The organism is Thalassobaculum salexigens DSM 19539, assembly GCF_000423805.1.
In the GTDB taxonomy this organism is placed as follows: domain Bacteria; phylum Pseudomonadota; class Alphaproteobacteria; order Thalassobaculales; family Thalassobaculaceae; genus Thalassobaculum; species Thalassobaculum litoreum.
This window is the reverse complement of record NZ_KE384093.1, coordinates 1877397-1892488: the sequence shown is the minus strand read 5'-3', so window position 1 is coordinate 1892488 and position 15092 is coordinate 1877397. Positions and strand designations below refer to the sequence as shown.

13 protein-coding genes are annotated in these 15092 nt (G+C 67.4%); 10 read left to right on the top strand and 3 right to left on the bottom strand.

Features of this window, described 5'->3' with window-relative positions:
- Positions 1 to 12: 12 nt before the first annotated feature.
- The gene (locus G578_RS0113220; protein ID WP_028794639.1) at positions 13 to 1344 is read right to left on the bottom strand and encodes an NAD(P)-dependent oxidoreductase; all 1332 of its coding nucleotides are present in this window, start codon (positions 1342 to 1344) and stop codon (positions 13 to 15) included.
- An 84-nt stretch (positions 1345 to 1428) separates the two neighbouring features.
- Between G578_RS0113220 and G578_RS0113215 the strand changes: the two genes are divergently transcribed.
- The 5 genes from G578_RS0113215 (at position 1429) to fliG (ending at position 5588) form a co-directional block, all read left to right on the top strand.
- Positions 1429 to 2316 (top strand): alpha/beta fold hydrolase, encoded by an 888-nt coding sequence (locus G578_RS0113215; protein ID WP_028794638.1) that lies wholly within the window; start codon positions 1429 to 1431, stop codon positions 2314 to 2316.
- A 289-nt stretch (positions 2317 to 2605) separates the two neighbouring features.
- On the top strand, positions 2606 to 3214 hold the full coding sequence (locus G578_RS30170; protein ID WP_028794637.1) for a MotA/TolQ/ExbB proton channel family protein: 609 nt from the start codon (positions 2606 to 2608) through the stop codon (positions 3212 to 3214).
- A 9-nt stretch (positions 3215 to 3223) separates the two neighbouring features.
- Positions 3224 to 3823 carry a hypothetical protein gene (locus tag G578_RS0113205; protein WP_028794636.1) on the top strand — a complete coding sequence of 200 codons (600 nt, stop codon included), beginning with the start codon at positions 3224 to 3226 and terminating at the stop codon, positions 3821 to 3823.
- A gap of 35 nt (positions 3824 to 3858) precedes the next feature.
- Positions 3859 to 4377: a hypothetical protein gene (locus G578_RS26240; protein ID WP_051244768.1), complete on the top strand. Its 519-nt coding sequence runs from the start codon at positions 3859 to 3861 to the stop codon at positions 4375 to 4377.
- A 188-nt stretch (positions 4378 to 4565) separates the two neighbouring features.
- The gene (gene fliG, locus G578_RS0113195; RefSeq protein WP_028794635.1) at positions 4566 to 5588 is read left to right on the top strand and encodes a flagellar motor switch protein FliG; all 1023 of its coding nucleotides are present in this window, start codon (positions 4566 to 4568) and stop codon (positions 5586 to 5588) included.
- Here fliG and G578_RS0113190 read toward each other — a convergent pair.
- Positions 5582 to 7564, bottom strand: coding sequence for a glycosyltransferase (locus G578_RS0113190; protein ID WP_156907314.1), 1983 nt, complete (start codon positions 7562 to 7564; stop codon positions 5582 to 5584). The genes fliG and G578_RS0113190 overlap by 7 nt on opposite strands.
- Positions 7565 to 7738: 174 nt before the next feature.
- Between G578_RS0113190 and G578_RS26235 the strand changes: the two genes are divergently transcribed.
- From G578_RS26235 to G578_RS0113165, 5 genes are all read left to right on the top strand, one after another.
- On the top strand, positions 7739 to 9634 hold the full coding sequence (locus tag G578_RS26235) for an ABC transporter ATP-binding protein (RefSeq protein ID WP_156907312.1): 1896 nt from the start codon (positions 7739 to 7741) through the stop codon (positions 9632 to 9634).
- Entirely contained in the window at positions 9631 to 11547 is a 1917-nt protein-coding gene (locus G578_RS26230) for an ABC transporter ATP-binding protein (protein WP_051244766.1), read from the top strand. The genes G578_RS26235 and G578_RS26230 overlap by 4 nt, the downstream gene beginning before the upstream one ends.
- 70 nt (positions 11548 to 11617) lie before the next feature.
- Positions 11618 to 12481 carry an isocitrate lyase/PEP mutase family protein gene (locus G578_RS0113175; RefSeq protein WP_028794633.1) on the top strand — a complete coding sequence of 288 codons (864 nt, stop codon included), beginning with the start codon at positions 11618 to 11620 and terminating at the stop codon, positions 12479 to 12481.
- Positions 12482 to 12485: 4 nt separating this feature from the next.
- Positions 12486 to 12995, top strand: coding sequence for a DUF1499 domain-containing protein (locus G578_RS26225; RefSeq protein WP_051244764.1), 510 nt, complete (start codon positions 12486 to 12488; stop codon positions 12993 to 12995).
- 9 nt (positions 12996 to 13004) lie between these two features.
- Entirely contained in the window at positions 13005 to 13922 is a 918-nt protein-coding gene (locus G578_RS0113165) for an SMP-30/gluconolactonase/LRE family protein (protein WP_028794632.1), read from the top strand.
- Here G578_RS0113165 and G578_RS26220 read toward each other — a convergent pair.
- Positions 13893 to 14918 (bottom strand): DMT family transporter, encoded by a 1026-nt coding sequence (locus tag G578_RS26220; RefSeq protein WP_051244762.1) that lies wholly within the window; start codon positions 14916 to 14918, stop codon positions 13893 to 13895. The genes G578_RS0113165 and G578_RS26220 overlap by 30 nt on opposite strands.
- Positions 14919 to 15092: the final 174 nt, after the last annotated feature.

The window sequence follows — 15092 nt, the reverse complement described above, 5'->3', positions numbered from 1 at the left end:
TGATCCTCCGTCTCACGCCGTCAGGGCGCGGTGGATGCTTTCGGCGGCGTCGCGGCCCTGGGCGACGGCGGTCACGGTCAGGTCGTCGCCCGCCGCCACGCAGTCGCCGCCGGCCCACACGCCGTCGAGGCTGGTGCGGAACTCCGCGTCGACGACGATCCGGCCCCGTTCGGTCGCCGGCCCCTCCGGTGTCTCCAGGGTCTGGCCGATGGCCTTCAGGACCACGTCGGCGGCGACGAAGAACGTCTCGCCGGTGCCTTCCAGCCCGCCGGATCCGGACCGGGTATATTCGAACTCGACGCCCCGCCGCTCGCCCTCGCAGACCACGCAGACCGGCTTCGCCCAGTGCTTGATCGCCACGCCCTTGGTTTGGGCCAGGTCCTGCTCGAACAGGCTGGCGTTCATGGCTTCCTGGCCGCGCCGGTAGACGATGGTCACGTCCTCCGCCCCGAGCAGCTTGGACTGCACCGCCGCATCGATGGCCGTCATGCCACCGCCGATCACCACCACCCGACGGCCGATCGCCAGCGCCGACGGATCCTCCGCGGAGCGCAGCTCGGCGATGAACTCGACCGCGTCCTCGACGCCCGACAGGTCCTCGCCCGGCACACCGAGCGCGTTGACGCCGCCGAGGCCGATGCCGAGGAACACGGCGTCGTAATCCCATTTCAGCCCGTCGATGGAGATGTCACGGCCGAGCGCCTTGCCGGTCTCCAGGGTGATGTTGCCGATGCCGAGCACGAAATCGACCTCGGCCTCGGCAAAGCCGCCGGGCGTCTTGTAGGCGGCGATGCCGTACTCGTTCAGACCGCCCGGCTTCGGCTTTGCGTCGAACAGGGTGACCGCATGGCCCTTCAGCGCCAGCCGATGGGCGCAGGCCAGGCCGGCCGGACCAGCCCCGACCACGGCAATCTTCCTGCCGGTGCTGACGCCCGGCTGATACGGGTGGACGCCATCCGCCATCAGATGGTCGGTGGCGAAGCGCTGCAGACGGCCGATCTCGACGGGCTTGCCCTCGGCGGCCTCGCGCACGCAGGCTTCCTCACAGAGGGTCTCGGTCGGGCAGACCCGGGCGCACATGCCGCCCAGGATGTTCTGGTCGAAGATCGTCTTGGCCGCGCCGGACGGGTTGTCGGCGGCGATCTGGCGGATGAACATCGCGATGTCGATGCCGGTGGGACACGCGGTCATGCAGGGCGCGTCGTAGCAGAAGTAGCACCGGTCGGCGGCGACCGCGGCCTCGTGGCGGGTCAGTGGAGGGTGGAGATCCGCGAAGTTGGCGGCCACCTGTTCCGACGTCAGCCTGCCGGCCTTTACGTCCGCTCCCTCGAAACCATGCGTCATGGCACTCTCCCATGGCCGGACCAGAGAAAAGCGTGCCTGCGCACAAAAGTTTTATCAAGTGGTCAAATTTATGGAGGATCGCCAATGACGTTCTTTGAAGGGATGACCCTGGAGACCGTGGAGATCGGTGCCGGGCCCCTGCGTCTGCGCCATGGCGGCAGCGGCCCGCCGCTGCTGATGCTGCACGGCAACCCGCAGACCCATGCCATGTGGCACGCGGTGGCGCCGCGCCTGGCGGAACAGTACACCGTGATCTGCCCGGACCTGCGCGGCTATGGCGGCAGCCACAAGCCGCCGGCGACGGACGATCACGCGCCCTACGCCAAGCGGGCGATGGCGCAGGACATGGTCGACCTGATGGCCGCACTCGGCCACGACCGGTTCCGGGTCGTCGCCCATGACCGGGGCGCGCGGGTCTCCCACCGGCTGGCGATCGACCATCCGGGGCGGGTGGAGAAGCTGGCCCTGCTCGACATCGTGCCGACCATCGAGCATTTCGAGCGGGCCGATATGGCCTTCGCCATGGGCTACTATCACTGGTTCTGGTTCGCCCAGCCGCACCCCTTCCCCGAGACCGTCATATCGGCGGCGCCGGAGGCGTGGTTCCGCGCCCATACCAACCGCGAGCCGAAGGATGACGGGTTCTTTCATCCCGACGCCCTGGCCGACTATCTCGCCGCCGCCCGCGATCCGGCGATGATCCGCGGCATGTGCGAGGACTACCGGGCGGCCGCGACCATCGACCTGGAGCACGACCGGGCGAGCCGGGAAGCCGGCGACCGCATCCGCTGCCCGCTGCTGGCGATGTGGGGCACCAAGGGCAAGATCGGCCAGTGGTACGACCCGGTGGCGATCTGGAAGCGGTACTGCGACGGCCCGGTGGCCAGCGAAGCGATCGACACCGGGCATTACCTGGCCGAGGAGGACCCGGACGCGACGCTGGCGGCTTTGGTGCCGTTCCTGGCGGGGTGAGGAAGCCCCCCTCTCTAGCCCTCTCCCCGTCTTCCCGGAGCTGATCCGGGATCCAGAGCACCCATCCGCTGGAGCGCCGGTGTTCTATTTGCAGTGCCTCAGCGCGCGGCTTTCCTGGATCCCGGCGCAAGGCCGGGAAGACGGGCCAAGGAGCGGGGGGAAAAAGGCGAAGGACCTGCGGCTTGCCTCCCATCTTCCTGCCTACACTCCCCGCCCTACCCCTTCCCGCTTGTGCCGGCGCCGCAGAGCGGGTCTGATACCGGCAGACGTCCCAAAGGTGACCGGTGCGATGTTCCGATACCTGCTGATCGTTCGCTTCGTGCTGATCAATGTGGTGGCCGCCGCCCTGCTCGGCGGCGCCTATCTGCAGGGCTGGCTCGACGCGGTGATCAAGGGCGACCTGATCGAACTGTCCCTCGTAATCGCGGCCGTCTTCTCCTACGGCTTCCTGTACTGCGCGCTGCGCGTCGGCCAGACCAGCGGCGAGTTGGACGAACTCCGCAACGCCGACCCGACCTTGGGCACCCCGTCCGCCCTCTATCTCGACAAGGCCCGCTTCACCCATGACCGCGAAAGCCCGCGCGGCGTGCTGCGGATGCGGCTGGGTCGGCGCATCGCCACCGTGCGGCACGTCGCCAACAGCCTGGTCTTTCTAGGACTGATCGGCACGGTGATCGGCTTCATCATCGCGCTGTCCGGGGTCGACCCGAGCCGCGCCGCCGATGCCGACAACGTGGCCGATATGGTCGCCACCCTGATCTCCGGCATGTCGGTCGCGTTGAACACCACCCTGGTCGGGGCGGTGCTCTATGTCTGGCTGATCGTGAACTACCGGCTGCTGTCCAGCGCCACGGTCGACCTGCTCACCGAGACCATCGACCGCGGCGACGGCGGCTAGGGTCCGGCGATGGAGGATCCGTTCGACGACCTCGAGGAGGACGGCACCGACACGGTCTTTCGCGACGTCATCATGCTGGCGCTGATCGGCTTCGTCGCGATGGTTATCATGCTGCTGCCCCATATCAGCCGGGAGAAGCAGGAGACCAAGGACAGCAACGCCCCCGGCAACGTCATCGTCGAGATGCACTGGCCTTCCGAGATGGAGAACGACGTCGATCTCTGGGTCAAGGCGCCGGGCGAAGGGGCGGTCGGATTCTGGAACCAGGGCGGCGAGGTGTTCAACCTGCTGCGCGACGACCTGGGCGCCATCGGCGACGCCACCGACGAGAACTACGAGGTCAGCTACAGCCGCGGCATCCCGTCCGGCGAATACGTGGTGAACGTGCACATGTACGGCGCGCCGCCAAAGGACCGCCCGATCCCGGTCAAGGTCGTCGTCAGCGTCAAGAAGCCGCTTGAGGAAACCCGCCAGATCCTGGAGACCACGGTCGAGCTGCGCCGCTACAACCAGGAGGAAACCGCTTTCCGCTTCCGCCTGTCGTCCGAGGGCGACCTGGTCGAGGACAGCGTGAACACCCTGCGCTACCCCCTGATCACCGGCAGATAAGGCGGCCCGGAAGACAGGGTCACCCGGAGGACACGATGGACAACCTGATCTATGTCTTCGCCGTCAGCACCGCCGTCGCCGCGGCCCTCGCCAGCCTGGCGATCTGGGCCCCGCGCCTGCCCTGGGTGCGGATCAGCGCCGTTCTGGCCGCCACGCTGCTGATCCCGATCAGCTACATTCAGTTCGTGGAGTTCCTCAGCCGCCCCAAACCCCAGTCGATGGAATGGATGCAGCGGAACGCCGCCGCCGCCGAGGTGCTGGCGGTCAGCCTGGCCGAGGGCGAGGCGATCTACATGTGGCTGCGGCTCAGCGGCGAGCGGGAGCCGCGCTATTACAAGTTCCCCTGGGACCTGCGGCTGGCCGAGAAGCTCGAGGAGGATATCGACACCGCCATGCAGGAGCAGGGAAAGCTGGTGCTGCGCAACCCGTTCGAGAACCGCCGACCGGGCGAATTGGGCGACCTCAACGTGGATATCGTGCCGCCGGTCCTGCCCCCGACCAAGACGCCACCGTCGATACCCCGGTTCCATAATCCGCGGGACCTTAAGATCTGAGACTTGGGGGATCGATGGAGACAACCCTTCGAAACATCCGAAATATATAAAAGTCTCGAATTTTCCGCCCGTCTTCGTTACGATTTGGTAATGCGAACCGCCTAAGAAGCGGGTCGTACCGGCCATGCGCCGCCGGTGATCCGTCACCGGGCTGTCGGCGCGGATCTGTCGGCTTTGGAGACGACGCCATGGGGACCCGTACCCGCGAGGACTACCGCAGCATCACCGGCCCGGAAAAGGCCGCCATCCTGTTGATGTCCCTGGGCGAACAGCAGGCCGCCGCCCTGTTCGGCCAGATGGACGACGAGGAGATCAAGGAGATCTCCCAGGTCATGGCCGGCCTCGGCATGGTGTCCTCAAACATCGTGGAGCGCCTCTTCGTCGAATTCGCCGAGCAGGTGTCCTCCACCGGCTCGCTCGTCGGCTCCATGGATTCGACCCAGCGCCTGCTGGCCAAGGTGCTGGGAGAGGACCGGGTCGAGGACATCATGGAGGAGATCCGCGGTCCGGCGGGTCGTACCATGTGGGACAAGCTGGCGAATGTCAGCGAACAGGTCCTGGCGAACTATCTGAAGAACGAGTACCCGCAGACCGTCGCCGTCATCCTCGGCAAGATAAGCCAGGCCCACGCCGCCAAGGTGCTGGCCACCCTGCCCGAGAACTTCGCCATGGAAGTGGTCATGCGCATGCTGCGCATGGAGGCGGTGAACAAGGAGATCGAAAAGGATGTGGAGCGGGTGCTGCGCACCGAGTTCATGTCGAACCTGGCGCGCACCAACCGGCGCGACAGCCACGAGATGATGGCGGAGATCTTCAACAGCCTGGACCGCGCCACCGAGAGCCGATTCCTGTCGGCCCTGGAAGAGCGCAACAAGGACAGTGCGGAGAAGATCCGCTCGCTGATGTTCACCTTCGAGGACCTCAACCGCCTCGACCCGGCAGGGGTGCAGACCCTGCTGCGCGCGGTCGACAAGGACAAGCTCACCATCGCCCTGAAGGGCGCGTCGGAGGAGCTGCGCGACCTGTTCTTCGGCAACATGTCGGAACGCGCCGCCAAGCTGATGCGCGAGGACATGCAGGCGCTCGGCCCGATCCGCCTGAAGGACGTGGAGGACAGCCAGACCGCCATGGTGCAGTCGGCCAAGGACCTGGCCGACCGCGGCGAAATCGTGCTCGGCGGCTCCAGCGGCGACGACCAACTGGTTTACTGAGCGGCCGTCCGGCGGCCGTTCCGGTCCTTTTCGCGATACCGGATGGCCGGTGACGCCGCGCCCGCCCGGAAGTCCGCCGCCATGTTCTCTACCGTCCACACAACCTGCTGGATCGAGCGATCGAAACCGAGCATCCGCTCGACCTGGGCCGGCATCCGATCGCCGACCTCCCGGCGGAACGCCTCATCGTCGATCAAACAGTTCAGACGGCGGAAGTAGGCGTCGAGATCCGGGGAGAGATCCTCCCGCGCCAGCAGGGTCGCACCGTCGCCCGACTCCAGACACACCACCGGGCATCCCACCGACATGGCCATGGCAAGGCCTGTACCCCCGCCCTGGCGGTACGGATTGAGAACGACATCGCAGCCGCAGAACAGGCCCGCGAGATCGTCGGAAAATTCCAGGACTTGGACCCTGTCGGCCACTGGCGCCAGTTCGCCGCCGATCAGGGCCGCCCGATCACCGCCGCCGATCAGAACCAGATGCAGATCGGGCCGGTCGACTAGCAGCGCGGCCAGACGGGTGGCGAAGGCACCGCGGATCTCCTGTGCCAGTCGGGTCCCGGCCACCCCCAGCACCAGCCTGGCCCCTGGGACGAGATCCTGTCGACGCCGGGGGGACCGCGGCGGCGGCAGTTTCACCCCGGTGGCGCCGAAGACCGCCCGCTCGATCAGATCGGCCGGCCAGGCGCCGCGTGCAACCTGCTCGTTCAGGGCATCCTCGCTCCATTCTCCGGCGAACCGATCGAGCGGACCGACAGGAGGCGCGCTGCCTGTGGGCATGACCAGAATCGGCACCCGGTCGGCGAGCAGCGACTGAACCGGAGAGGCATCGCCGTAGGAGATCACCGCGTCCGGTTGAAACGCCAGGATATCGCCCGCCACGGTCACCGGCCGGCGATACTGGCCGTCGTCCAGAAAGTCGCTGGCAATCTCGATCTTGATGCCCTCAAACACGATGCTGCTAGCCGAAAGCGCATCGGCCTGTACGTTGTGGAAAGCGTCGCCCGCTACCGGCGCCCTGGGCCGCAGCGAGCATGGCCCGCCGGCGAAGATCCGGACCTGATAGCCGTGATCTCCGATCAAGGCAGCCGAGAGGTCGAGTGTGCGCGCGGTGGGCGCATGGAACAGGCTGACTAGTGGCGGGGCCAGAATCGCGATCCGGCGGGTGGGTTCGGCGGGCGCCTCGATCCGGCGGAGCCGGCGGCGATCCTGCTCGTCCATTGCCGCGTCGATCCGCGCAGCCCACCGCAAGTGCAGAAGGCTAAGCAGGTCGTAGCGGGCGGCGAAAACCTTCATGTTGCCGAAGCCGACCACCCGGTTGATGACCACCTGCAGAGCGGCGAAGGAGTCGAGATCGATCTCGTCGTTCCGTGCCAACTCGAAAAGACGATCGAGGGCTTCCGGCGTCCGGCTGCTGAAATTGAACAGGACGGTCGCCCAGAACAGGCGGCTCTGAGCGGACCAGTTCTGTGCCCGCTCACCGATCGCGTCGAAGATCCCATCACTCTGCCCCGGCCCCAGCAGGTTGCGGCCGAAGAGGATCTCCCCCAGCCGGATGCGGACCGCGGCGCTGATCGCGGTGTCGGTCACAACGTCCACGACCAGCCGTAGCGCATCGCTACCGCATTCAATGAACCGCCGCTCCAGATCCAACCTGGCAAGCGCCGCCGCACGGTCGCGTAGGGCCCGGATCTTCTGCGCCCGCTCGACCTGGCCGGCGACGTGATGGATCCGAATTGCCCATTCAATTCCTTCCGGCTCGTTAGGCCACCGGCCGACATACCGGTCGATCGACTCCCCCGCCTGGATCATGTCGCCGCCCGAGAAGGCCATGGCCGCTTCGGCAAGCACAAACGGCGCAGTTTCCCGCTCCTCGTCTCCCACTGACTGAAGAAGCCGCTTCGTCGTCGCGACGTCGCCAATATCCAGAGCCTCCCAGAAAGAGCGGAGCCCGATGTAGTTTGAGGGTGACATGTCTGCAGCTCTCGCTGGCACTTCCGCCGTTGGTTCGAACCGCCTCACCTATACGGTAAGTCGATCAGTTTTCCCTAACTCCATTATGTTTATCCGGAAAGATCCTGCTCGCTCGCCATTGCCTGCCGGTTCTGGCATAGTCCGCGGCCCCGTTCCCCCCAGACGGATACCTCCATGGCCCCCGCGCCCGACACCGCCAAGCGCCTCGACACCCAGGTCGACGGCGCCTACAGCATCGACGTCTCGAACGTGGACGCGACCGTGCTCATGCGGATCACCACGATGGCGTTCCGCCACCGCTGGCGGATGTCGGTCGCGGTGCTGACGACCATCCTGGGCGGACTGTTCCAGCTCATGGTGCCGCAATATCTCGGCCAGGCGGTCGACCAGGCGCAGGGGCTGCTGCGCGACGCCGCGGCCGGGGTCTCGGATCAAAGCGCGGCCGAATCGGCCCTGCTGACCAGCGCCCTGCTGCTGCTTGGTGCTGCGATCCTGCGCGGCGTGTTCACCATGATGCACAACTACCAGGGCGAGGCGGTCGGCCAGCTCATCGGCTACCGGCTGCGCCTGGACTACTACCGCCAGCTCCAGCGGCTCAGCCTGTCCTGGCACGACCGGGTACATACCGGCGATCTGATGACCCGCGGCATCCTGGACATCGAGGGCGTCCGGCTGTGGGTCGATACCGGCATCCTGCGCAGCGTGCTGCTGACCGTGCTGATCGGCGGCGGGGCCGTGGTCCTGTTCCGCAACGACCCGGTGCTGGCCTGCGTCGCCCTGAGCTTCGTGCCGATCGTCGGCATCCGCGCGTCCATCGCCCGGCTCAAGCTGCGCGACACCTGGATCCTGATGCAGGACAAGATGTCCGAGCTGACCAATGTGATGGAGGAGAATCTCGGCGGCATCCGCGTGGTCCGCGCCTTCGCCGCCCAGGCCTTCGAGCTCGGTCGTTACGACCGGATCTCCGAGGAGGCGCTGACCATCGCCAGCCGCCGGGTGCGGCTGTTCGTGCTGTCCACCACCCAGATGACCTTCGTCTATTTCCTGGCGATGGGCCTCACCCTGTGGGTCGGCGGCGCCAAGGTCGCAGCGGGCGAGATCTCGCTGGGCCAGCTCACCGAGGCGCTGGCCTTCATGCTGATCCTGCAGATGCCGGTGCGCCAGATCGGCTGGATGATCAACTCCATCGCGCGGGCCTCGACCTGCGGCGGCCGGCTGTTCAACGTGATCGACCTGGAGCCCTCCATCGCCGACAAGCCGGGCGCCGGGGATCTGGTCCTCACCGAGGGCGTGGTGCGGTTCGAGAACGTGGACTTCAGCTATCCGAGCTGGGCCAAGGACGACCGCACCCTGGCCGGCATCGATCTGGAGGCGCGGCCCGGCAAGATGATCGGCATCGTCGGCCCGCCGGGCTCCGGCAAGACCACCATCGCCCAGCTGCTCGGCCGCTACTACGACGTGACCGGCGGGCGGATCACCGTGGACGGCCAGGACATCCGCGACGTTACGCTGGCCTCCCTGCGCGACACGGTGGCGATCGTCCAGCAGGAGCCGTTCCTGTTCACCGCCAGCATCGATCACAACGTGGCCTATGGCGATCCCTGGGCCGGCCGCTCCAGCATCGAACGCTCGGCCCAGACGGCGCAGCTGCACAACTACATCAAGGCGCTGCCGAACGACTACGAGACCCTCGTGGGCGAGCGCGGCGTGTCCCTGTCCGGCGGCCAGCGCCAGCGCCTGTCCATCGCCCGCGCCATCCTGCCCGACGCCAAGCTTCTGGTGCTGGACGACAGCACCGCCGCCATCGACGCCGCCACCGAGCGCCGGATCCGCGAGTCGCTGAAGGACTACACAAAGGAGCGTGGGGTGATCGTCATCGCCCACCGCCTGTCCTCGCTGATGCATGCCGACGAGATCGTATTCCTGGAGGCCGGCCGCATCGTCGAGCGCGGCGACCACGACAGCCTGATGGCCGCCGGCGGCCGCTACGCCCAGCTCTACGAGCTGCAGGCCCGCACCGGTGCTGAACCGAAAACCGGGGCCGAACCGAAGACCGGGGGTGCGTCATGAATCCGGTGCAGAGCCAGCAGGACGCCACCCGGCGCGACGGCAGCGGGGCCGAGACCGACCGGCCGCCGCTGGCCGTCGTCGGATCGCAGATCAGCCAGGACGAGGAGCTGTTCGGCCGCGCCTTCGATCCATGGGTGATCAAGCGCTTCATGGCGTATCTGGCGCCCTACAAGCGGCAGCTTCTGATCGGGCTCGGCTGCGTGCTGGCCTTCACCCTGACCCAGCTCACCCTGCCGCTGCTCGTGCGTGCCACCATCGACCACGCGCTCGCGGACGGAGCCGACGATCTCAGCCTGCTGCAGATCTTCGTCGTCGCCTTCCTCGGCGTGGTGGTGCTGAACTACGCGGCCAACCACTTCATGGAGACGCTGATCGGCAAGACCGCCCAGCGTCTGCTGTTCGACCTGCGCCGGGCGATGTACGCCCATCTCCAGGTGGTCTCCCTGTCCTTCATGGACCGCACGGAGGTCGGCCGGCTGATGTCGCGGCTCCAGGGCGACGTGAACGCGCTGCAGGAGTTCCTCGAGTCCTCGATCTTCGCCATCGGCGATCTGGTGCTGCTGGTCGGCATCGTGATTGTGCTGCTGAGCCTGGACCCGGCGCTCGGCGGGCTGACCCTGTCGGTGCTGCCGCTGCTGCTGCTGGTCCGCATCATCTGGCTGCCGCTGGCGCGCAAGGCCTTCATGCGGGCCCGCGAGGCGAGCTCGACCACCAACGCCGCCCTGGCCGAGAACGTCCACGGCATCCGCGCGATCCAGGAACTGCGTCGCGAGGCGGTGAATTTCGAGCTGTTCGAGGAGAAGGCCCGCGAGAACCTGGACGCCCATCTGGCCGCCTCGCGCTACACCAACGTCATGGTGCCGATCGTCGACACCCTGACCGGTTCGGCCATGGCGATCGTGATCCTGATCGGCGGGTCCATGGTGCTGGACAACACGCTGGATGTCGGCGTGATGGTCGCCTTCCTGTTCTACGTCCAGCGCTTCTTCGACCCGATCCGCTCGCTGACCCTGCAGTACAGCATCATGCAGCGCGCCATGGCCGCCGGGCAGCGCATCTTCGAGGTCATGGACGTGGAAGTGGAAGTGCAGGACGCCCCCGACGCCGAGGATCCGGCGGAGATCGACGGCGCCATCGAGTTCCGCGACGTCACCTTCGGCTACGAGCGCGGCAACCCGATCCTGCGCAACATCACCTTCAAGGTGCAGCCGGGCGAGACCGTCGCCCTGGTCGGCCCGACCGGATCCGGCAAGACCAGCACCACCGCCCTGGTCCATCGCTTCTACGACGTCTGGGAGGGCGAGGTGCTGGTCGGCGGCCGCGACGTGCGCGCGGTCACCCAGGACAGCCTCGGCCGCCACATCGCCATGGTCCTGCAGGAGCCGTTCCTGTTCTCCGCCACCATCGAGGAGAACATCCGCTACGCCAAGACCGGCGCCACCCGCGCCCAGGTCGAGGACGCGGCCACCGCCGTCGGCGCGCACGAGTTCATCATGCGGCTGGAGAACGGTTACGACACCATGCTGGACCAGCGCGGCTCGAACCTGTCGCTCGGCCAGCGTCAGCTCATCAGCTTCGCCCGCGCCCTGCTCGCCGACGCCAAGATCCTGGTGCTGGACGAGGCGACCGCCAGCATCGACAGCTATACCGAGTTGGAGATCCAGCGCGCGCTGGCCCGCCTGCTGAAGGACCGCACGGCGATGGTGATCGCCCACCGGCTGGCCACCATCCGCGGCGCAGACCGGATCATCGTGCTGGAGGGCGGCGAGATCGTCGAACAGGGCAGCCACGACGCGCTCATGGCGTCAGGCGGGCTGTACGCCCGGCTGTACCGGATGAACTACGCCTCCTTCGACGACATTCCGGCCGACGAGGTCGCCAAGGCGATCGCGTCCGGCGAGCGCGAGACCTGATCGCCCCTGGTTCCGCGCCGCCGGCGCCGCTAGTCTCCTGCCCAAGAACACTGAAGGGTTGGAGACGAACATGAAGTGGAGTGAGCGGCGCGAGCGGTTCCGCGCGGTGCTGGGCGGCAAATCCTGTGTCTATCCGGGGTCGGTCTTCGATCCGATCTCGGCCCGGATCGCCGAGGAGGTCGGCTTCGAGATCGGCATGTTCGCCGGCTCCGTCGCCTCGATGACCGTGCTGGGCGCGCCCGACCTGATCGTGCTCACCCTCAGCGAGTTCGCCGACCAGGCGGGCCGCATCTGCCGCGCCTCCTCGATCCCCCTGATGGTCGACGCCGATCACGGCTACGGCAACGCGCTCAACGTGCAGCGCACGGTCGAGGAGCTTGAGATCGCCGGCATCTCCGGCATGAGCATCGAGGACACGGTCCTCCCCTACGCCCACCGCTCCGGCGGCAAGACCGCCCTGCTCTCGGTCGAGGAAGGCACCGGCAAGATGAAGGCCGCCCTTGCCGGTCGCGTCGACAAGTCCCTGTCGATCTTCGGGCGGACCAGCGCGCTGGCGGTCACCGGCCTCGACGACTGCATCGCGCGGGTGAAGGCCTATGACGCCGCCGGGGTCGACGCGATCTTCCTCGTCGGCGGCACCGAGAAGTCGGACCTGGAGGCGGTGGCGGCGGAGACCGAGCTGCCGATCATGCTGGGCGGGTTGCCGGAGAGCCTGCGCGACGCCGACTGGCTCGCCTCGCTCGGTGTGCGGATCTGCCTGACCGGCCACCAGCCCTTCGCCGCGTCGGTACAGGCGACCTACAACACCCTGAAGGCGCTGCGCGACGGCACCGCGCCGGCCGACCTGCAGGGGGTGGCGTCCGGCGAGCTGATGAAGCGGGTCACCCGCGACGCCGACTACGCCCGGTGGACCCGGGAGTTCCTGGAGGGGTGACGGGATGCCCGCACGCAGCACGGCCACCTATGGGGTTCTCTGCATCCTTACCGGTGCGCTCCTGGCCGTGCTGTACGTGACGGCGCCCATGCTCCAGACCCTGTTCACCAAGCCCTCCATCAACGACATCGCCACCGACCTGGCAGATCCGCCGGCCTTCGTCGCCACCCCCGCACCGTCCTACCCGGCCGACTTCGCCGACAAGCAGCGCCGGGGCTATCCCGAGATCGGCCCCCTCACCCTGGACGCGTCGCCCGACGCCGTCTTCGAGAGGGCGCGCGATGCCGCCATCGACATGGACTGGCGGATCCGCGCCGCCGAACCGGCCGAGGGACGGCTCGAAGCCGTCGCCACCACCCCGATGATGCGCTTCAAGGACGACGTGGTGGTGCGCCTGCGCCCCGAAGGAAACGGCACGCGCGTGGATGTGCGCTCGCGCTCACGGATCGGCCGGCACGATCTCGGCACCAATGCCCGGCGCATCCAGGACTTCCTCGACCGACTTCAGCCATAGGAGGCCGCCTTGGCCGAGAGCGACTTCGATATCCTCGACGACCGGTTCCGCACCCTGGTGAAGACCGCCGCCAATGTGGAGCGTATCTGGACCGGCGGGCGCTGGACCGAGGGTGCCGTCTATTTTCCGGCGATGCGCTCGCTGCTGTGGAGCGACATCCCGAACGACCGGATCATGCGCTGGGACGAATGCACCGGCGAGACCGGCGTGTTCCGCGGCAATCACGGTCACTACACCAACGGCCACACGGTCGACCGCCAGGGCCGGCTGGTGAGCTGCGAACACGGCACGCGGCGGGTCACCCGCACCGAACACGACGGCAGCATCACCGTGCTGGCCGACAGCTACGACGGCAGGAAGCTGAACAGCCCCAACGACGTGGTCGTGCGGTCCGATGGCTCGATCTGGTTCACCGACCCGGCCTACGGCATCGACAGCGACTACGAGGGCTTCGCCGCGCCGCAGGAACAGGACGGCGACTTCGTGTTCCGTCTGGACCCGGACAGCGGCAGGCTGACCGTGGTGGCCGACGACTTCCAGCGGCCCAACGGTCTCGCCTTCTCGGTGGACGAACAGACCCTCTACATCGTCGACAGCGGCTTCAGCCGGTACAAGGACGGCAACCGGCATATCCGGAAGTTCTCGGTCAATGCGGACGGCAGCCTGTCCGGCGGCGAGGTGCTGATGACCTGCCAGACCGGCATCTATGACGGCTTCCGCCTGGATACCGAGGGCCGGATCTGGACCAGTGCGGGCACCGGCGTGGAATGCTACGCCCCCGACGGCACCCTGCTCGGCCGGATCAAGATCGGCGAGCGGGTGGCGAACCTGGTGTTCGGCGGACCCAAGCGCAACCGCATGTTCATCGCCGGCACCACCTCGATCTATTCGGTGATGCTACCGGTCACGGGTGCCAGGACCTTCTGAGCCGTCCGCCGCCGCCGCGACCTCAACGCTTTCCGGCGCCTCCTGGGCGACCTCGGAGATCGAGCCGCCGGGCACGGTCGGCTGCCCGGTGACCTGGCGTTCGCGGTGCCAGACATACAGCCCGGCGCCCGCCAGCAGGCAGGTGCCGGCGATGGTGCCGATGTCCGGGTAGGAGCCGAAGGCGAACATGCCGATCAACGTAGCCCAGATGATCGTGCTGTAGGAGAACGGCGCCAGCAGCGAGGCCGACGCCATCATGAAGGCGCGGATCGTGAAATACTGCCCGGCGGCATGGCAGGCGGCGATCGCCACCAGCATGCCCCACTGGATCGGGGTCGGCATCTCCCAGCCGGCGACGCCCAGGGGCGCGATCACGATCATGCCGCTGGCGGTCGACCAGACCAGGATGGTCAGCGGCCCCTCGCGCCCGCGCATCGCCCGCGTGATGATGAGCCCGACCGCCCAGCACAGCGACGAGAACAGCGGGATCAGCATCGCCAGCACGAAGGACTCGGTTCCCGGCCGCAAGATCACCAGCACGCCGACGAAGCCGACACCCACCGCCGCCCAGCGCCGAACCCCCACCTTCTCCCCCAGGAACGGGATCGACAGGGCCGTCACATAGAGCGGCGACACGAAGCCGATGGCCGTCGCCGTCTCCAGCGGCAGCGTGCGCATGGCATAGACGAACAGGGTCGCCGACCCGATCAGCAGCACGCCGCGCACGATGTGCAGTATCGGCCGGGTGGTCCGCAACGGCCGGTGCTTCCAGCGCGCCAGCACCACCGGCAGCAGGATCGCCGAGACCAGCAGGTAGCGCAGCAGGATGATCCGCTCCGGCGGCATCCCCTGCCCCGCCAGTCCCTTGGCGACGCCATCCATGGCGGTGAAGACGAACATCGCGAACAGCAGCATCGCGATCGCCAGCGCGGGCCGGTCGGCCGGCATCTCGTCAGCAGGACGGTCCGCCGTCGACGGAGTGTTCTTATCGTTCATTGATGTCGTTCCGGGGACGCGCGGGAGCCCGTCCGGTGGCGAGAAAACGATGATACCCACGACTTTCGCCGCAGAGAAAGTGTCGTGCGCGGAATGCACTTCACGAGGGTGGGGGTAATTGGCTAGATTATAGTTGCCAAGACAACGAATAAGGCCGGGGAACTCGGCCATCGG